Raw genomic sequence first — 18,087 nt, 5'->3', positions numbered from 1 at the left:
GGCCCGCTCCAGCAGCGCGCCGAAGGGGTCGGCCGGCGCGGCCTCACCCCGGGCGATCGCGTCGAACACGGCCCAGGCCTGCTCACGGACGGCCCGCGTCTCGGCCACGAGGCCGCTCGCGACCGGGTCGGGCGCCTCGTCGAAGAGCCCGGCCGAGACGCACCAGCTCAGCACGTCGGAGGGGGATCTGAGCAGTTCGACGTCTTCTTCGGCCGGGAGCATCCGGTCGAAGACGGTGTTCGTGAGGTCGAGCACCAGGTGGCCGCCGACGAAATGGGCGTCCTCCCACGGTGGCCTGACCCGAGACGTCAGAGTAACCATTTAACCGACTATATCTGGTTCCCCCTTGAGCCGTCGCCGGAGCAGGACCGTCACGACGGCCGCCGCCGCGGCGAACGCGACCGAGCACCACAGGGCCCAGCGCCAGCCTTCCAGGTCGCCGCCGCTCCCGGCGGCGAAGTGGGCGGCCACCGAGGTCACGACGCCGACCCCGACGGCCAGGCCGAGCTGCTGCGAGACGTTGATCAGGGCCCCGGCCGTGGCCCGGCGGCCCTCCTCCGCGCCGTTCGTGCCGGCGATGCTCGTGGTGATCAGGGCCAGGATGTGGCCGAAGGCGTTCACCGAGGTGCCGACCAGCACGAGCGCGAGCCCGTCGTCGCCGGGCAGGCCCACCATGACCAGGATGCCGATCGTCTCGACGACGATCCCGCACAGCAGCACGCGGTAGAGCCCGAACCGCTCGACGAGCTTGCCCGCGTAGATCCCGGTGACCACGGCGACCGCGCCGGAGACCGCGAAGGCCAGACCGGTCGCGAGCGCGCCCAGGCCGAGATGGGTCTGCAGGTAGAGCGTGAGGATGAAGAGCATGCCGCCGTACGAGCAGATGAGCAGGACGGTGATCAGGTTGGCCGCGCCGATCGCGGCGGTGCGGAAGATCGAAATCGGCACGAGCGCCTCCCGCTTGCGCGACTCCACCCAGACGAACAGCGCCACGGCCGGAACGGCGATCGCCGCCGCCAGCAGGATCGGGGCCGACGTCCAGCCGTACTTCTCCCCCTCGGTCAGGGCGAACACGAAGGCGACCATGCCGGTGGCCGCCAAGACGACGCCGGCGAGGTCGAGGTGGCGGGAGGCGTGCGTGTCGCGGCTCTCGTCGAGGTGCATCGTCGCCAGGACGCCGAAGAGCACCACGATCGGCACGTTGATCAGGAAGACCGACCGCCATCCGGCGTACTCGGTGAGGATCCCGCCGAGCACCATGCCGGAGACGAACCCGGCCGACAGGGCCGCGCCGTACACGCCCAGGGCGCGTTCGCGTTGCGGCCCTTCGGGGATGGTGGCCTGGAGCAGGCCCAGGCCCGCCGGGGCGATGAACGCGGCGGCGACGCCCTGGAGGGCGCGGCCCGCGATGAGCGCGGCCGGCGACCAGGCCAGGCCCGCGAGGAGCGAGGCGAGGCCGAAGGCGGCCAGGCCCCAGACGAACACCCGCTTGCGGCCGAAGAGGTCGGCGACCCTCCCCCCGAGGAGGAGGAAGCCGCAGAAGGTGAGCGGGTAGGCCGACAGCACCCAGGCGACGCCGCCGCCCGGTCCGAAGTCCATGCCCTCGCGGATGCTCGGGGCGGCCACGTTGATGATCGAGTAGTCGACGGCGATCAGGAACTGGGTGCCGCAGATGACGGCGAGCGGCCAGAACCGCCGCGATCGGGACGTGCCGCCCGTCCGTCCGGGCTCGTGCGTCGCCAGGTTCATGCCCATGCCTTTCGGTTCAGCCGGGGGTCAGAAACAGGCCGTGCAGTCGCGTCACCGCCTTCAGGACGTCGGGTTCCGGGCAGGTGACGGAGATCCGCCGGGGCCGGACGGTCATGTCCCGCACCGTGACGCCGGCGGTCCTGAGCGTGTCGGGGAGCAGCCGCACCTGCGGGTGGTGGGGGCGGAAGCCCCGGCCCACCAGCGAGACGGTGCCCATGGGCGCCGACCAGTGGCAGCCGGTGTAGGCGCCGGCCGCGCGCAGGTCGGCGAGCAGTTCGTTCACCTGGTCGCGGTCGGGGGCGCACACCATGAAGCGCAGGGAGTAGCCGGCCCCGTCGGTGAGGTGGTCGAGCACGTCGACGGGCATCGGGAGGTCGGCCAGGGTGGCGGCGATCGTGGTCAGCGCGGCCGGGTCGACCCCGTCGAGCCGGCAGCGGAGCTGGCCGGTCCGGTGGGCGACGCCGACGGCGGTGAACCGTCCGTCGTCGGGCGGGGCCGAGGTCACCCAGGTCCCCGCGCCGTCGGTGGTGCTCGACCGCACGTGGATGGGCACGCGGTGGGCGCCGGCGAGTTCGACGCTGGAGTGGGCGAGCACCGTGGCTCCCCCGGCCGCGAGTTCGGCCATGTCCTCGTAGGAGAGGTGGTCGAGCTTGCGGGCGTCGGCGACGTGCCTCGGATCGGCGGTGAACACCCCCTCCACGTCGGTGAAGATCTCGCAGGCCTGGGCCCGCAGCGCCGCCGCCAGGGCGACGGCGGTGGTGTCGGAGCCGCCTCTGCTGAGGGTGGTCAGCTCGCCGGTCCCGGCCGCGACGCCCTGGAACCCGGTCACCACGGGGACGTAGCCGGTCTGGACGCACTCGCGGATCAGCCCGGGCCGGACGTTGACGATGCTCGCGCAGCCGTGCACGCCGTCGGTGACGATGCCGCCGTCGCGGGCGTTGAACGAGCGGGCCGGCACGCCCAGCTCGTGCAGCGCCATGGCGAGCGCCGCGGCCGAGGCCTGTTCGCCGGTGCTGAGCAGCAGGTCCAGTTCCCGGGCGTGCGGGTTGTCGGTGAGCTCGCGGGCCAGGCCGAGCATCGCGTCGGTGGTGCCGCCCATCGCGGAGACGACGGCCACCACCGACCCGTTCGCGGCGGCGATGCGCTGCGCCGCGTGACCGATCTTGTCCACGTCACCCAGTGATGTGCCGCCGTACTTCTGGATCACCAGGTCCATCGGTCACTCCTGCGGCTGCCGTAGCTGCGACGGCGTGCCGAGCCGGACCGATTCGGCGGCCGCCCTCCGGTAGTACAGCTGCGCGTCGTCGTCGGAGCGCATGCCCGCCGCGCCGTGGATCTGCATGGTGCGGGTGGTGACCGTACGGGCCAGGTCGGCGGCCGCGGCGAGGGTGGCCGCCGCGTGGCCGGACGCGTCGGGGTCGTGCACCAGCAGGCGGGCCGCGTCGACGTGCATCGACATCTCGGCGAGCCGGAAGGACAGCGCCTGGTTGGCGCCGATGGCGCGGCCGAACTGGCGGCGCGTCTTCGCGTAGTCGACCGCGTGGTCGAGCGCCGCCTGGGTCAGGCCCACGAGATAGGCCGCCTGGCGTACCCGCGCGCCCTCCCACGCGACGGGTCCGGCCCAGGTGGTCACGGGGGTGTCGGCGAAGTCGACCCGGTAGAGCTCGCCCCGGCCGGTCTCCTCGTGGCGCCGCGTCGTGATGGACGGATGGCCCGCCTGGACGAGCGCCGAACGCGCGCCGCCGACCACGGCGAAGTGGTCGACCTCCGCCGCGAATCCCACGAAATCGCACCGGGCGGAGATCGTCCCGTCCTGGTCGTCGTAGGAACCCACCGCGAGCGCCACCGGCGCCTGGCCGAGGTCGGCGTCGGGGAACAGCTCCCGCGCGGTGAGCGTGTCGAGGAGCGGCCCCTGGTAGAGGACCGATCCGAGGAGCTCGGCCAGGCTCACGGCGTCGGTCCCGTCGAGGGCGCCGAGGCCGGCCAGGCCCTCCCACACCATCGCGCGGGTCTCGCGGCGGTCGTCGTCGGTGTCTCCGCCCTCGCCGCGCGGGCGGTCGGCCATCCGCCGGACCAGCGGGGCCAGGTCTCCCTCGAAGAACTCGGCGATCGTGGTGGTCATGACGGCAACCCCAGTTTCGATGTGGCGACGAAGTAGAGCATGATCTCCGAGGAGCCCTGGGCGAGCGTGAGCCCCGGGGCCTCACGGAACGCGGCGTCGAAGACGCCGTCGGCGATCGCGTCGGGGTCGCGCGCGTCGAGCAGCGCCCGCGATCCGAGCAGCTCGACCGCCGCCACCGACACCTCCTTGGCCGTCTCGGACGTGTACCACTTGGCGGTCGCCGAGTGGATCTCGTCGGGCTTCCCCTCGTGCAGGTTGGCGATGCACCGCCAGGCCAGCAGCCGGGCCGCGCGCACCCGGGTCTCCAGCCGCGCCAGGCGCTCCTCGCACCCGGGCGGCGCGTGCTCGCGCAGCGCGGCCAGCGTGCGTTCGGCCTTGGCGGAGTGGTCGAGCCCGGTGCGCTCGAACGGCAGCACCCTGTTCAGCACCTGCCAGCCGTCGTCGACCTCGCCGAGCACGTCCTCGCGGCCGATCCGGATCCCATCGAGCGTGATCAGGTCGAACCGCTCCTCCGAGAGGTTCCACACCGGTTCGACGACGGTGCCCATGCTCCCCAGCGGGACCAGGAACAGGGTGATCCCGGCGTAGTTCACCGGGCCGGTCGAGGTGCGGGCGGCGCACAGCGCGAAGTCGCTGTGCTGCGCCTTCATGTTGTAGATTTTCCGGCCGGTCAGGCGGTAGCCGTCGCCGTCGGGTTCGGCGCGGGTGGCGAGCGAGCCCAGGTCCGATCCGACGTCGGGCTCGCTGAACAGCACGTTGGCCGTGGTCTCGCCGCGCGCCAGGCCCGGCAGGTAGCGGTCCTTCTGCTCGTCGGTGCCCATCAGGTTGATGGCGTTCCCGACGATGTCGACGCCCAGCGAGTGGACGTTCTCCGGCACGCCGTGGCGGATCATCTCCTCGGTGACGATCGCCTTCTCGACGATCGTGGCGCCGGAGCCGCCGTACCGCTCGGGCCAGTTGATCGCGAGCCAGCCGAGCTTGCCCAGCCGCCGGTGCACGTCGAGCAGCCCGCTCTCCTGCCCGTACGGCATCCGCCGCGACTGGGCGATCTCCGCGCGCACCGCGTCCTCGCACAGCAGCGCGCACACCTCCTGCCGGAAGCCCTCCTGTTCGGGCGTGAAGACCGGCGTCATCGGACACTCACCTCGCTGAATCTCTCGCGCATCGCGGCGGCGAGCGCCTCGGCGTGCGCCGCCTGGAGCATGGTGTAGTGGTCGCCCGCCACCACCTGGACGTCGTCGGCGTAGGGCCGCCACCGGTCGAGCTTGGCCGGCTCGCAGTTCTCGGCGCAGAACAGGACCACCCGGCCCTCCACCCGCGTGGGGCGGAAGGCCAGCAGGCCGCGGACGTTCGCGGCGAACACCGGGAACCGCCGGGCCCGCTCTTCGTCGTCGAGCTCCGCGCCCATCGCGGCCAGGTCGGCGTCGAACCACGCGGCCAGCTCGTCGTCGCCGGGCCTCGACGGCTCGTCGGCGACGCCGGTGTCGAGCAGGAACGTCAGCGCCGCGCCGCCGTCGAGGCGGGCCATCTCCAGCGCCACCGCCCCGCCGACCGACCAGCCGCCCAGGTGGAGCGGGCCGTACGGCCGCAGCTCGCGGACCTCGGCCAGGTAGAGGGCCGCGAGCTCGGCGAGGTCACGGTCGCCGGTGACGCCGCCGTGCAGGCCCGGGTCCTCCAGGGCGTACACGGGCCGGTCGGCGCCCAGGATCGCGGCCAGCGCGACGTAGGGCGCGACCGAGCCGCCGGCGGCGTGCACCAGGAACAGCGGCGGCTCGGTGGCCGCGTCCGGGCCGGCGCCGCCGAGCGGGACCAGCGGGGACTCCGGCCGCCGTTCGGGACGCGGCAGCCGGAGGGCCTCCTCCCGTCTGCGCCGCAGCTCAAGACGCAGCAGCGCCTGCCGTTTCTCCTCCAGGGTGGCGTCCATCAGTTCTGCTCTTTCAGCAGCCGGTCGAGTTCCTCCTCGGACAGATCGGCGACCTGCGCCTCCAGCTTGGCCACCTCGTCGTCGCCGAGCAGCGCGCGCTGCGCGTCGTCGACCTGCGCGGAGAACTGGCTGAGCAGCGGGTAGCTGAACAGCCGCCGGGGGTCGAGGGTGACCTGGAAGGCGTCGCGCACCCGCGAGATCATCTGGGTCACCTGCAGCGAGTTGCCGCCCAGGACGAAGAAGTTGTCCTGCGCGCCGACGCTGCCGGGCTCCAGGCCGAGCAGGCCGGTCCAGATCTCGGCGATCCGGCGCTCGGTGTCGGTGGACAGCTCGACCTTGCCCGCGCCGCTCTCGGGGCGCGGGTCGGGCAGCTTCCGGTGGTCGATCTTCCCCGCGGAGGTCAGCGGGAGCTGGTCGAGCTGGACGTAGTCGGTGGGCACCATGTGCATGGGCAGCCGCCCGGTCAGGTGCTCGCGCAGGGCGTCCTGCTCGAAGTCGCCGACCACGTAGGCGGCCAGCCACGCCGAGGGCGTGCCCTGGTCGCGCACGGTCACGACGCACTGCCGCACGCCCTCGAAGCCCTCGATCGCGTGCTCGATCTCGCCGAGCTCCACGCGCAGGCCGCGCAGCTTCACCTGGCGGTCGGCCCGGCCGAGGAACTCCAGCTGGCCGTCGGCGTTCCAGCGGGCCAGGTCGCCGGTGGCGTACATGCGCTCGCCGGGCCGGGTGGCGAAGGGGTCGGGCCGGAACTTCTCGGCGGTCTGGTCGGGCCGGCCGAGGTAGCCGACGGCCAGGCCGGCACCGGCCATGTAGAGCTCGCCGGGCACGCCGACCGGGACCGGCCGCAGGCCCTTGTCCAGGACGTAGGCGCGCTGGTTGTCCATCGCCCGGCCGATCGGCGGGGTGCCCTCGATCGGTTCGGGCGGGCACAGGTAGTCGACGCACGTGACCGTGACCTCGGTCGGGCCGTAGCCGTTGTGGAACTCGCGGCCGGGCTTGCTCCACTTGTTGACCAGCTCGGGGCCGAAGGGCTCCATGCCGATGAAGCAGACCCGCAGGTCGTCGAGGCTCGACGGGTCGAGCAGCCCGAGCACGGCGGGCGGGATGTCCACCATCGTGACCCGCTCGCGGGCGAGCAGGTCCTGCAGCGACTCGGGGTCGAGCAGCTCGGCGCGCGGGGCGCCCACGATGGTGCCGCCGGCGGTGAGCGTCGAGAAGACGTCCGAGACGCTCACGTCGAAGGCCGGGTTGGAGAACTGCAGGATCCGGTCGTCGGGCGTGACCTGGAACATGCGCTGGAAGGCGGTGCAGAAGTTGACCACCGCGCGGTGGGGCACCATGACGCCCTTGGGGGTGCCGGTGGAGCCCGAGGTGTAGATGACGTAGGCGGTGTCCTCGTGCGACACGGTCACCGAGGGCGGCGTGCCGGTCCGGCCGTCGAGCGCGTCGGTGTCGAGCAGGATCCGCGGCACCTCGGAGGGCACCTTGTCGGCCAGGTCGGAGGTGGTCACGACCACCGCGACCTCGGCGTCGCCGAGCTGGTAGGCCAGCCGGTCGGGCGGGTACTGCGGGTCGAGCGGCAGCCACGCGCCGCCCGCCTTGAGCACGCCGAGTTCGGCGGCCGGCAGGTCGAAGCCGCGCTCCACGAGCACCCCGACCACGGTTCCCGGCGTCACCTTGAACTCGTCGACGAGCGCGTGCGCCAGGCGGCTCGACCGCTCGTCGAGCTGCCGGTAGGTCAGGTCGTCGCCCGCGAACCGCATGGCGACCGCGTCGGGGGCCTCGGCCACGCGCGCCGCGAACAGCTCGTGCAGCAGGCGCTCGTCGCGCTCGCGCGGCTCGGGGTTCCACGCGGTGAGCACCCGCAGGTACTCCTCGTTGGACATGATGTCGAGCTCGTCGATCCGGGCGGCCGGCCGCGACAGCGCGTCGGCCATGACGGTCGTGAAGTGCTCGACGAGGCCCTCGACCCGCTCGTGGTCGAACAGCTCGGAGGAGTACTCGATCCACACGCCCAGCCCGCCGTCGGGCAGGTCGTTGATCTGGAACGTGAGGTCGAACCGGGTCGTCTCGGGCTGCGGGGTGAGCATCTCGACGTCCACGCCCTGGAGCTCCCAGCGCGCGATCATCGGCTCGGGCAGCAGCGTGAACAGGTGCGCGACCAGCGGGTTGCGGCCCGGCACCCGTTCGGGGCTCAGCTCCTCGATCATCCGGCCGAACGGCATGTCCTGGCGGGCCATCGCGTCGAGGACGGTGTCGTTGGTGACGTGGACCAGGTCGCGGAAGACCGGGTTGCCCGCGAGGTTCCCGCGGACCGCCACCGTGTTGGCGAAGAAGCCCATCATGGGCTCGGTCTCCGAGCGGGTGCGCCCGGAGAAGACCGAGCCGAGGGCGATGTCGTCCTGGCCGGTGTAGCGGTTGATCACGATCTGGTACGCGGTCATGGTCAGCGCCAGCAGCGACACGTTCTCGGCCTGGGCCAGGTCGCGGATCCCGCGCGCGAGGTCGTCGGGCAGGCGGCCCTCGTAGATGCGGCCGGCCCCGGTGGGCGCCGACGGGCGCTCCCGGTCGCCGCGCCACTCCAGCGGCTCCATGCCCTCCAGCGCGGTGCGCCACGACTCGATCTGCTTGGCCGGTTCCTCGCTGAGCAGCCAGAGCCGCTGCCAGGCCGCGAAGTCGGCGGGGTGCAGCGTCAGCTCGGGGAACTGCGAGCCGGACGGGTCGGCGTAGCGGGCGGTCAGCTCCTCGGCGAACTGGCGCGAGGACCATCCGTCGATGACGATGTGGTGCCAGACGATGGACAGCACGTGGTCGTCGGGGCCCAGGCGCAGCAGGCCGAACCGGTAGGGCGGGTGGTTGCGCAGGTCGAACTCCTCGCGCACCTGGCCGTCGATCCAGTCCTGGATCCCGGCCTCGGTCCCGTCGGTCACCGGCAGGTCCCACGTCTCGGGCGGCGGGTCGACGGTCTGGAACGGCACGCCGTGCTCGTCGCCGAACCGGGTGCGCAGGCTCTCGTGGCGGGTCACGATCCCGCGCAGCGCCTGCGAGAGCGCGTCCACGTCGAGCGGACCGCGCAGGCGCATCGCGAACGGGACGTTGTAGACGGGGGCGCCGGCCACCATCTGGTGCAGGAACCACAGGAAGCGCTGCTGCTCGGCGATGGCCATCTTGCCGGTGCGCTGCACCGGGACGATCTTCTCCCGCTCGGCCTTCTCGGCCACCCGCTGGCGGACCTTCCGCTCCAGCAGCTCGCGCTTGATGTCGCCGACGTTTCGCTCTTCGGTGGACATGGTCTCCTTCTCCTCCTTCACCGTCGGACGCTCAGCGGGCGCAGATCCGTCCACACGCTCGCGATGTGTGCCAGGCACTCGTCCTTGCCGCCTTCGAACCCGGCCTCGCGCCAGCCGTTCGGGATCTCGCGGCCGGCCGGCCATATCGAGTACTGCTCCTCGTGGTTGATCACCACGGCGAACTGCTCTTCCATTGCGCCTACCTTTCTTGAGGTACGAAGGCGGAGGTGTCGGTCAGCTGGGTGAGGTAGCGGTCGACCGCCGCGAGGCCGTCGGCCTCCGGTTGGGCGAGCGCGGCCCCGTGGCGGTCGAACCGCCGGATGTCGAAGTGCCGCGACCCGTCGGTGAACATCTCGTCGAACTCGGCCGGCGCGGCGTCGCGGCCGTCCTCGGGGGGCGGCAGCAGCAGGCGGAGCGCGGTGAGCCTTTGGTCGGGCTCGGCGATCGCCTCCAGGCGGTCGCGGAACTCCGCGTAGCCGACCCGGTCGAAGCCGCACCGGTCGGCGAGCGCCTCGAAGGCGTCGGCGAAGCGCAGCCCGGTCGGCCACAGCACGTGCATCGCGCCGTCGGGCACGTCGATGTCGCCGGTCGCGGCGCCGGCCAGGAACCGGGCGACCACGTCGACCGGGGTCACGTCGGTCGCGGCCTCGGTCGGGAAGACGCACCGGGTGCGGGCGCAGGCGTACAGCAGGTTGTGGGCCAGTGAGTCGGGGTTGGCCGCGCCGGTCTCGCGGTGCGGCCAGACCTCGCCGAGACGGTAGACCACCGAGCTCACGCCCTGGCGGTGCGCGTCGGCGACGAGGCTCTCGGCGACGAACTTGGAGCGGTTGTAGCCGTCGGCGGCGACCTCGTCGGTCACCGGGATCTGGTCTTCGGTGATGGGCGGGCCGGTCCGCCCGTCGGGGGCGAAGATGCTCAGGGTGGACAGGATGTGCAGGCGGGCCCCGCCGGTGGCGAGCTTGATGAGCTCCTGTACGCCCAGCACGTTGGCCGGCCGGTGATCGAGGTAGCCCGCCAGGAAGTTCACCGCGCCCGCGGCGTTGACGATGCCCGACACCGTCGAGGCGAGGGCCTCGAAGCGCCACTGGGGCAGCCCGAGCAGCTCCCCGGCCAGGTCGCCGGGCACCACCTCGACGCGTCCGGTCTTGATCGCCATGGGCAGTTGCTGCCAGGCGGAGGCCAGGCCGTAGCGGTCGAGGACCTCGGTCAGCCGGCGGGCGCCGTCGGCCGGGTCGGCGCACCGGACCAGGCAGATCACCTCGGCGTTGGTGCGGGTCAGCAGCTCGGCGAGGACGTGCGCCCCGATGAAGCCGGTCGCGCCGGTCAGCAGCAGCGTCCGGGGCGGGCGCCACGCGAGGTCCTGCCGGACGTAGGCCAGTTCGGCGCTGTCGTCGTCGACGCCGCCCGCCAGCCGGGCGGCCTGGGCGCGCACGGTCGGCTCGGCGAGCAGGTCGCGCGGCCGGACCGGCCGGCCCAGCCGTTCGCCCACGGCGGTGACGACCCGGTAGGCCAGCAGCGAGGTGCCGCCGTAGTCGGAGAAGGGCACCACCACCGAGATCCGGTCGCGTTCGAGCACCTCGCGCCACGCCGCGCAGACGAGCTCCTCCATCGGGCCGGCCGGCGGTTCGACGTCCTCGTCCGGGCCGTCCTGCCGGGCGCCCTCCGCGACGATGAGCGCGGCCAGCGCCTTGCGGTCGGCCTTGCCGTTGTGGTTGAGCGGCAGCTCGTCGAGCACCACGATCCGGTGCGGGACCTGCTCGGCCGGGAGCTTCCCGGCCGCGTGGCCGCGCAGCTCCTCCGCCGACGGCGTCTCGTCGGGTGAGCGCGGGGTGACGCACGTGACCAGCGTCGCGTCGGGCGCCTCGCCGAGCACGACCGCCGTCGCGTCGCCGACGAGCGGATGGTCGGCCACGGCCGCGGCGACGTCGCCGAGCTCCACCCGCACCCCGCCGAGCTTGACCTGCTCGTCGAGTCGGCCGGCGAAGTGGAGCAGCCCGTCGTCGCCGGCCCGCGCCAGGTCGCCGGTCCGGTAGAGCGTGTGGCCCGGGATCTGCGGGAACGGGTTGGGCACGAACGTCCGCGCGGTCCGCGCGGGGTCGCCGAGATAGCCCGCGCCGATGCACTCGCCGCCGAGGTAGAGCTCGCCGGGCGTGTTCACCGGTACGGGGTTCAGGTCGCCGTCGAGCACGATCGCGGCGGTGTTGTCGATGGGGAGCCCGATGGGGATCCGGTCGGCGTCGGCGTCGGTGACGTCGTGGAACACCGATCCGATGGAGCATTCCGTCGGGCCGAACGTGTTGGTGACCGCGAGGCCCGGCAGCAGCGCGCGCAGCCGGTGCACCACGCCGGGACCGGCCGTCTCGCCGCCGATCAGCATGCGGCGCAGGCTGGAGGTCGCGGCGCGCAGGTCCTCGCGCTCCTCCAGCAGGGCCACGAACGCCGCCAGCACCGAGGGCACGAAGTCGGTCATCGTGACGCCGTACCGGCCGATGGTCGTCGCGGTCTCCTCGAGGTCGAGGATGCCGTCGCGGTCGGGCAGCACCACCTGGCCGCCGGAGGTCAGCGGCCACAGCACCTGCCACATCGAGGAGTCGAACGTGGACCGGCTGTTCTGCAGGGTCACGTGGCCGGACCCGTCGCCGAACCGGCGCGACATCGTGGTCAGCCGGTTGACCAGGCCGCGATGGCGGTTGAGCGCGCACTTGGGCGTGCCCGTCGAGCCGGAGGTGTAGAAGCCGTAGATCAGGTCGCCGGGAGCGGGCCGGCGCTCGGCCGGCGCCGGTTCGGCCTCGGCCGGCGCGGCGCAGTCGACGACCACCGCCGGGGCGGGTGCGTCCAGGCCGGCGAGGATGTCGGCGGTCGCCGGGGACACCACGACGGCGGGCGGCGACAGCTCGGCCATGATCGCGTTGAGCCGGTCGGCGGGCCAGGCCGGATCGAGCGGCACGAACGCCGCGCCGGTCTTCATCACCCCGAAGAGCGCGGCCGGGAATTCGCGTCCGTCCGCCACCAGGACGGGTGTCAAACGGTGTTTCTCCACCCCGCCGTCGATGAGCAGGCGGGCGGTCGTGTCGGCCGCCGCGTCGAGGTCGGCGTAGCTCATCGTCAGGTCGCGATAGCGGACGGCGGGACGGTCCGGCGCGTTCTCCACCTGTTCCCGGAAAAGGTCGAGGACGGTGCTTTGCGAAGGGAACGCGCGCTGCGGGCCGAGGAATAAGTGAACGGCGGGTTCGGCGTTTTCGTTCGAGTGCGTCTGCTGATGGCGTGGCATCGTGCTTCCATGGTCAGGTCAGGCAGATCAGTCACTATTCAGATGGGTGCGAGAATGCTTTCAGGCGTGGCCGGACGCTCCCTTCACGAAAAGATTGAGTAACCATCATCCTGCCTCTTACAGGTTACTCCATACTGTGCCAACGGGCTGCGGTTCGCAAGCCCGGACGTCGCCGAGGCCGCGCTAGGTACCGCTTCGACCTGTGGAAACGCTTGTTCTATCCGCACCGGGAGGGCGTGGTGCGGCGACCGGTGTCCGAGCGCCCCGATACCCGAGCCCGCAAGGGCTAATCACCGATCCTCGTTATCCGTGCGAACTTTTTCGAGAAACACGCGATGACCAGCGGAGAACCCGCACAACGATCTTCGGGCCAATTGAGGGCGCGTTCACCCGAACCACACGAGTAACAGAAGGCCATCCTCGAATCATCGGCGCACAATTGCGTGCGGACTTGATTTCCATGGGTATCGTGGGCAAGGCTTGACATATCGCCAGCAATCCACCAGCGCAAGGAGGAGGTCGTGGGAATAGCCGATGGCAATCCCCGGACGGGGTTATTCCAATCAGGAGGACTATCGTCTCTGGCCGTCGGAGTCTGGCTCCGTGAGACGTCGGCCCCGGTGCGGCACTACATCGCCGACATCGGCCAGTCGGACCGCGCGGAGATCGACGGGCTCGCCTCCTCTCTGCGCGACTCCGGCGCCGACGTCGTCGTCGTGGACCTGCGCGCGGCGATGGCCGCCGTCGCCTCCGATCTGCTGCGGTACCGCGCCCGCCACGACGGCGGCTACTGGAACACCACCGGCGCGTCCCGCTTCGTGCTCGTCAGCGAACTGCTGCCGCTGATGCGGGCCGACGGCTGCGAGACGTTCGTCCACGGCTGTGTCGGCGGCGGCAACGACCAGCGCCGGTTCGCGCGCTACGGCGCCCAGGTCGCCCCCGGGATGGCCCGCGTCGAACCGTGGACCGACCCGCGCGCCCTCGACCGCTTCCCCGACCGCGCGGCCATGGCGGCGGCCGTCGCCGAGCACGGGCTGCGCCTCGACCGGGGCAGCGCCGCCGACCGGTCCACCGACGCCAACCTCGCCGGCACCTCCCACGAGTCGGCCGAACTCGAAGACCTGCAGACACCGGTCACCCGGCTCCGGCCGCGCTGGAGCGCCTGGCCCCACGAGGCCCCGCCCGAACCCGAGACCGTCACGGTCACCTTCCGCGACGGGCGGGTCGCCGACGTCAACGGCAGCGGCCCCGACCCGGTCGAGTGGATGACGCTGGCCAACGCCGTCGGCGCCCGCCACGGCGTCTGGCTCCGCGACGTCGTCGAACGGCGCATCATCGGCACGGTCTGCCGGGGCATCTACGAGTCGCCCGGCCTGGAGCTGCTCGAACGCGCCTGGACCCGCGTCCTGCAGGCCGGCCTCGACGCGGCGGGCCGCGAACTGCACGACCGGCTGGCCGCCGTCCTGGGCGCCGCGATGTACGAGGCGCGCTGGCTCGAACCCGCCGCCCAGGCGGCCCGCGAGGCGATCGACCGGCTCGTCGGCGACATCAGCGGCAGCGTGACCCTGTCCGTCCACCGTGGGGTGGTCCGGCCCGAAGGGATGAAAGTGGCGAGCCACGTCGTGCAGCAGACCCGGTTCGGTTCGGGCGGCAACCGCTGGAGCAGGGAAGGAGAAGGCGATGCGTGAGCGCCGCTTCGGCCGGCTCGGCTGGACCGTCGGCGACGTCGGCTACGGCATGTGGGGCATCGCCGGAGGAGAGGGCGGCTGGACCGGCGCCGACGACGCGACCGGCGACGACGCGCTCGACGAGGCCGTCGGACTGGGCTGCACCTACTTCGACACCGCCTGGATCTACGGGCGGGGCGAGAGCGAGCGGATGCTCGGCCGCCTGGTGAGGCGGCACCCCGGAGGCCGCCTGTACGTCGCCACCAAGCCCCCGCCCAAAGACCGCGCCTGGCCCTCCACCCGCGACTCCAAGCTGGCCGACGTCTACCCGCCCGACCACCTCTGGGAGTACCTGAACCGCAGCCTCGAAGGTCTGGGCACGCCCTCAATCGACCTGTTCCAGTTCCACGTCTGGGAGGACTCCTGGGCGCACGACCCGACGTGGCAGGACGCCGTCACCGAGATGCGGGAACGCGGCCTGATCAAGGGCGTCGGCATCAGCGTCAACCGCTGGGAGCCGTGGAACGTGCTGGAGACGTTGCAGACCGGGCTGATCGACGCCGTCCAGGTCATCTACAACGTCTTCGACCAGGCCCCGGAGGACGAGCTGTTCCCGGCCTGCCGCGAGCTCGACGTCGCGGTGGTCGCCCGGGTGCCCTTCGACGAGGGCACGCTCACCGGCACCCTCACCCATGACACCAGGTGGCCCGAGGGCGACTGGCGCAACACCTACTTCGTCCCCGAGAACCTCGGGCCGAGCGTCGACCGCGCCGAACGGCTCAAGCGGATCCTGCCCGAGGGCATGACCCTGCCGGAGCTCGCCCTGCGCTTCATCCTGCAGAACCCCGACGTGTCCACCGTCATCCCGGGCATGCGCAAGCCCGCGCACGTCCACGCCAACATCGCCGTCAGCGACGCCGAGCCGCTGAGCGAGGCGCTGATGGCGGAGCTGCGCACCCACCGATGGGACCGCCGGCCGACGGCGTGGTCGCAGTGAAGCCGATCATGCTGTGGGCGGTGCCCAGGTCCCGGTCGACGGCGTTCCTGCGCATCATGATGGAGCGCGGCGACCTGGAGGTGGCCCACGAGCCGTTCTCCTACCTCCAGGACGACGGCCGGTTCGCGTTCGCGGGCCGGACCGTCACCTCGGCGGTCGAGCTGCTCGACGTGATGCTGGAGGTGAGCGCCGGCGGCCGGCGGGTGTTCGCCAAGGACACCTCCGACTACACGTACACGCCGCTGTTCGAGGACAAGCGCCTGTTCAGCGACGTCGTCAACACGTTCATGATCAGGGAGCCGGAGAGCGCCATCGCCTCCCACTACGCCATGAACCCCGACGCGACGCTCGACGAGTACGGCTTCGAATATCTGCACGCCATCTTCGACGCCGTGCGCTCGGCCACCGGCGAGACGCCGCTGGTGATCGACGGCGACGACCTGGTGGCGAGTCCGGAGGCGACGGTCCGGGCCTACTGCGATCACGTCGGGCTGGAGTTCATGCCCGAGGCGATGAGCTGGGACCCGGGCGAGCAGACGAGCTGGCGGCGCACCAACCGGTGGCACGCGGAGGTGGCGGAGAGCAGCGGCCTCGTGGCGAAGGCGCCCACGCGGCGCGAGACGCCCGAGACCAACGAGCACCTGCGCCGCGTCGCCGACTATCACCGTCCCTACTACGAGGCGCTGGCCAGGGCTAAACCTTCCGTCGCATGACCGGCCGGTCGTCGCGCGGGCGGGCCACCTCCGAGAACCCGGCGTCGAGGAAGGCGCTGGCGATGCCCGTCATCGCCGTGTCGGCCCCGGCGCGCTTCCCCTCGCGGGGTTCGACCGGGTAGCCCTCGGCGGTGGTGTAGCCCGCGGACGACGCCCAGTCGCAGACCGCCTCCAGGATCCCCGGCAGCAACCCGGAGCCACGATGCTTCTTCTCGACGTACACGCACGCGATCGCGCAGACCTCCTCGTCGTCGTCGACGCCGGAGAGGAGCGGCGAGCGCTCCAGCCGGGGGAAGGACGACCTCGGCCCGAGCGAGCACCACGCGACGGGGGCGTCCTGGTCGTAGACGACGAGGCCGGGGACCGGTTCGCGGCCGGCCAGGCGCTTCATGGCCTTCTTGTTGCCCTCGCCCTTCCCCTCCGTCCACTCCTTGATGGACAGCCGCCAGTGCATGCACCAGCACCCCCGGGCGCCTCCGTTGGCGCCGAGCACCGACTCGAAGTCGCCCCAGGTCTCCTTGGACAGCTCTCTGACGGTCAGGGAACTCATCGCTCACCTCCAGATAACCACTGACATGCTATTTACAGGTTACTCCAACCAGAAGCCGGAGGTCCGGGACATGGCCGGAGAAGACGACGTCCTCGACATGCTCGAAGCCGAGGCGGTCCACATACTGCGCGAGGTCGCCGGGGCGTTCCGGCGGCCGGTGCTGCTCTACTCGATCGGCAAGGACTCCTCGGTGCTGCTGCACCTCGCGCTGAAGGCGTTCGCACCCGGCCGGATGCCCTTTCCCGTCGTGCACGTCGACACCGGCTGGAAGTTCCGCGAGATGATCGCCTTCCGCGACGCCACGGCCGAGCGGCTGGGGCTCGACCTGCGGGTGCACACCAACCCCGAGGAGGCCACGCCTTTTACCCACGGCACGCACGAGTACACCCGGATCAAGAAGACCCTGACCCTGCGCAAGGCGCTCGACGACGGCGGCTTCGAGGCGGCGATCGGCGGCGCGCGGCGTGACGAGGAGCGGTCGCGGGCCAAGGAGCGGATCTTCTCGCTGCGCGAGCCCGGCCACCGCTGGGAGCCGCGCTCGCAGCGCCCGGAGTTCTGGCGGCAGGCCAACACCGAGCTCGCCGAGGGCCAGACGATGCGGGTGTTCCCGCTGTCGAACTGGACCGAGCTCGACGTCTGGCGCTACATCCGGCGCGAGGACATCCCCGTCGTGCCGCTCTACTTCACCGCGCCGCGCCCGGTGGTCGAGCGGAACGGCGCGCTGATCATGGTGGACGACGACCGCTACCCCCTGGAGCCCGGCGAGCGGCCGGAGGAGCGCCGGGTGCGGTTCCGCACCCTCGGCTGCTACCCGCTGACGGCGGCCGTGGAGTCCAAGGCCGAGAACGTCGACGAGGTCATCGACGAGATGCGGCGTGACCGCAGGTCCGAACGCGCCGGCCGGCTCATCGACGGCGAGGGCGGCACGTCCATGGAGAGCAAGAAGTCGGAAGGGTATTTCTGATGGTCGCGGTACTGAGAGTCGTGGCGTGCGGCTCGGTCGACGACGGCAAGTCCACCCTCATCGGCAGGCTGCTCGCCAACACCGGCGGCGCCACCGACGACCAGCTCGACTACGCCAGGAAGACGCGGCGCGGCGGGTCCACCGTGGCGGCCGGGGCGGTGGACTACTCGCTGCTGACCGACGGGCTGGAGGCCGAGCACGAGCAGGGCATCACCATCGACGTCGCCCACCTGTTCATGGACCTGCCGTCCGGCCGCCGGGTGATCGTCGCCGACGCGCCGGGGCACGAGCAGTACACCCGCAACATGGCGGTCGCGGCGTCCAACGCCGACGTCGCGGTGCTGCTCGTCGACGCCACCAAGGGCGTGCGCGAGCAGACCCGCCGCCACCTGGCGATCTGCGCGCTCATGGGGGTGCCGTCGGTCATCGCCGTGGTCAACAAGCTGGACGCGGTCGGCTGGGACCGGTCGACGTACGACGACCTCGCCGGCGAGGTGCGGTCGGCGGCCGACGGGTTCGGCATGCGGGCCGACGTCATCCCGGCCAGCGCGCTCGACGGCGACAACGTCGTCGAACCCTCCGCCAACCTGCCCTGGTTCGACGGCCCGACGCTGCTGGGTGCGCTGACCGCCTGGGAGCCCGGACCGGCGCTCAACGAGGGCTACCGGCTCCCCGTCCAGTACGTCATCCGCGCCGACGACTTCCGCGGCTTCGCGGGCACCGTGGTCGGCGGGCCGGTCGCGGCCGGCGACGCCGTCGGGGTCGCGGGCGGCGGCCGGACGTCCACGATCGCCCGGCTGCTCGGCCCCGGCGGCGTGGACCTCGACCGCGCCGCCCCCG

General features: G+C 72.1%; 15 protein-coding genes. 5 read left to right on the top strand and 10 right to left on the bottom strand.

Annotated features, from left to right (window positions below):
* The 9 genes from FDA94_RS37800 to FDA94_RS37760 form a co-directional block, all read right to left on the bottom strand.
* The coding region (locus FDA94_RS37800) for an ABATE domain-containing protein (RefSeq protein WP_170991303.1) at window positions 1-321 on the bottom strand (321 nt) is incomplete at its 3' end.
* Entirely contained in the window at window positions 322-1,749 is a 1,428-nt protein-coding gene (locus FDA94_RS37795) for an MFS transporter (protein ID WP_170991302.1), read from the bottom strand. It lies immediately after the preceding gene.
* Window positions 1,750-1,765: 16 nt separating this feature from the next.
* Window positions 1,766-2,965, bottom strand: coding sequence for an aspartate kinase (locus FDA94_RS37790; RefSeq protein ID WP_137251825.1), 1,200 nt, complete (start codon window positions 2,963-2,965; stop codon window positions 1,766-1,768).
* A 3-nt stretch (window positions 2,966-2,968) separates the two neighbouring features.
* Complete coding sequence (locus FDA94_RS37785) at window positions 2,969-3,871, bottom strand: acyl-CoA dehydrogenase family protein (RefSeq protein WP_137251824.1); 903 nt, start codon at window positions 3,869-3,871, stop codon at window positions 2,969-2,971.
* Window positions 3,868-5,004 (bottom strand): acyl-CoA dehydrogenase family protein, encoded by a 1,137-nt coding sequence (locus FDA94_RS37780; protein ID WP_137251823.1) that lies wholly within the window; start codon window positions 5,002-5,004, stop codon window positions 3,868-3,870. Before FDA94_RS37780 ends, FDA94_RS37785 begins: the two co-directional genes overlap by 4 nt.
* The gene (locus tag FDA94_RS37775) at window positions 5,001-5,795 is read right to left on the bottom strand and encodes an alpha/beta fold hydrolase (protein WP_137251822.1); all 795 of its coding nucleotides are present in this window, start codon (window positions 5,793-5,795) and stop codon (window positions 5,001-5,003) included. Before FDA94_RS37775 ends, FDA94_RS37780 begins: the two co-directional genes overlap by 4 nt.
* Window positions 5,795-9,085 (bottom strand): non-ribosomal peptide synthetase, encoded by a 3,291-nt coding sequence (locus FDA94_RS37770; protein ID WP_137251821.1) that lies wholly within the window; start codon window positions 9,083-9,085, stop codon window positions 5,795-5,797. The genes FDA94_RS37775 and FDA94_RS37770 overlap by 1 nt, the downstream gene beginning before the upstream one ends.
* A gap of 17 nt (window positions 9,086-9,102) precedes the next feature.
* On the bottom strand, window positions 9,103-9,279 hold the full coding sequence (locus FDA94_RS37765) for an MbtH family protein (protein WP_030453438.1): 177 nt from the start codon (window positions 9,277-9,279) through the stop codon (window positions 9,103-9,105).
* Window positions 9,280-9,284: 5 nt separating this feature from the next.
* Complete coding sequence (locus tag FDA94_RS37760; RefSeq protein WP_170991301.1) at window positions 9,285-12,236, bottom strand: non-ribosomal peptide synthetase; 2,952 nt, start codon at window positions 12,234-12,236, stop codon at window positions 9,285-9,287.
* A gap of 641 nt (window positions 12,237-12,877) precedes the next feature.
* On the opposite strand from FDA94_RS37760, the gene FDA94_RS37755 reads away from it, so the two are divergent.
* Genes FDA94_RS37755 through FDA94_RS37745 form a run of 3 tightly spaced genes read left to right on the top strand, consistent with a single transcriptional unit; the run spans window position 12,878 to window position 15,733 of the window.
* Window positions 12,878-14,044: an argininosuccinate synthase domain-containing protein gene (locus FDA94_RS37755; protein ID WP_170991300.1), complete on the top strand. Its 1,167-nt coding sequence runs from the start codon at window positions 12,878-12,880 to the stop codon at window positions 14,042-14,044.
* On the top strand, window positions 14,037-15,020 hold the full coding sequence (locus FDA94_RS37750) for an aldo/keto reductase (RefSeq protein ID WP_137251818.1): 984 nt from the start codon (window positions 14,037-14,039) through the stop codon (window positions 15,018-15,020). Before FDA94_RS37755 ends, FDA94_RS37750 begins: the two co-directional genes overlap by 8 nt.
* Window positions 14,987-15,733 carry a sulfotransferase-like domain-containing protein gene (locus FDA94_RS37745; RefSeq protein ID WP_137251817.1) on the top strand — a complete coding sequence of 249 codons (747 nt, stop codon included), beginning with the start codon at window positions 14,987-14,989 and terminating at the stop codon, window positions 15,731-15,733. Before FDA94_RS37750 ends, FDA94_RS37745 begins: the two co-directional genes overlap by 34 nt.
* Here the strand turns inward: FDA94_RS37745 and FDA94_RS37740 are convergent.
* Window positions 15,714-16,283, bottom strand: a complete 570-nt coding sequence (locus tag FDA94_RS37740; RefSeq protein ID WP_137251816.1) for a GNAT family N-acetyltransferase — start codon at window positions 16,281-16,283, stop codon at window positions 15,714-15,716. The genes FDA94_RS37745 and FDA94_RS37740 overlap by 20 nt on opposite strands.
* A gap of 25 nt (window positions 16,284-16,308) precedes the next feature.
* On the opposite strand from FDA94_RS37740, the gene cysD reads away from it, so the two are divergent.
* A complete protein-coding gene (gene cysD / locus FDA94_RS37735; RefSeq protein ID WP_170991299.1) occupies window positions 16,309-17,247 on the top strand; it encodes a sulfate adenylyltransferase subunit CysD in 939 nt (312 codons plus the stop codon).
* The coding region (locus FDA94_RS37730; protein ID WP_170991298.1) for a GTP-binding protein at window positions 17,247-18,087 on the top strand (841 nt) is incomplete at its 3' end. The genes cysD and FDA94_RS37730, both read left to right, overlap by 1 nt.

The organism is Herbidospora galbida (assembly GCF_005233835.1).
GTDB lineage: Bacteria > Actinomycetota > Actinomycetes > Streptosporangiales > Streptosporangiaceae > Herbidospora > Herbidospora galbida.
Note: the sequence above shows the minus strand (reverse complement) of the source record. Positions and strands in the feature narration are given on the sequence as shown.

Excerpts from the sequence above, each read along its gene's own strand:
- cysD (WP_170991299.1), top strand. The coding sequence starts at position 16,309 with ATGCTATTTACAGGTTACTCCAACCAGAAGCCGGAGGTCCGGGACATG.
- FDA94_RS37740 (WP_137251816.1), bottom strand. The coding sequence starts at position 16,283 with ATGAGTTCCCTGACCGTCAGAGAGCTGTCCAAGGAGACCTGGGGCGAC.
- FDA94_RS37765 (WP_030453438.1), bottom strand. The coding sequence starts at position 9,279 with ATGGAAGAGCAGTTCGCCGTGGTGATCAACCACGAGGAGCAGTACTCG.
- FDA94_RS37780 (WP_137251823.1), bottom strand. The coding sequence starts at position 5,004 with ATGACGCCGGTCTTCACGCCCGAACAGGAGGGCTTCCGGCAGGAGGTG.
- FDA94_RS37795 (WP_170991302.1), bottom strand. The coding sequence starts at position 1,749 with ATGAACCTGGCGACGCACGAGCCCGGACGGACGGGCGGCACGTCCCGA.
- FDA94_RS37775 (WP_137251822.1), bottom strand. The coding sequence starts at position 5,795 with ATGGACGCCACCCTGGAGGAGAAACGGCAGGCGCTGCTGCGTCTTGAG.
- FDA94_RS37785 (WP_137251824.1), bottom strand. The coding sequence starts at position 3,871 with ATGACCACCACGATCGCCGAGTTCTTCGAGGGAGACCTGGCCCCGCTG.
- FDA94_RS37750 (WP_137251818.1), top strand. The coding sequence starts at position 14,037 with ATGCGTGAGCGCCGCTTCGGCCGGCTCGGCTGGACCGTCGGCGACGTC.
- FDA94_RS37770 (WP_137251821.1), bottom strand. The coding sequence starts at position 9,085 with ATGTCCACCGAAGAGCGAAACGTCGGCGACATCAAGCGCGAGCTGCTG.
- FDA94_RS37745 (WP_137251817.1), top strand. The coding sequence starts at position 14,987 with ATGGGACCGCCGGCCGACGGCGTGGTCGCAGTGAAGCCGATCATGCTG.
- FDA94_RS37790 (WP_137251825.1), bottom strand. The coding sequence starts at position 2,965 with ATGGACCTGGTGATCCAGAAGTACGGCGGCACATCACTGGGTGACGTG.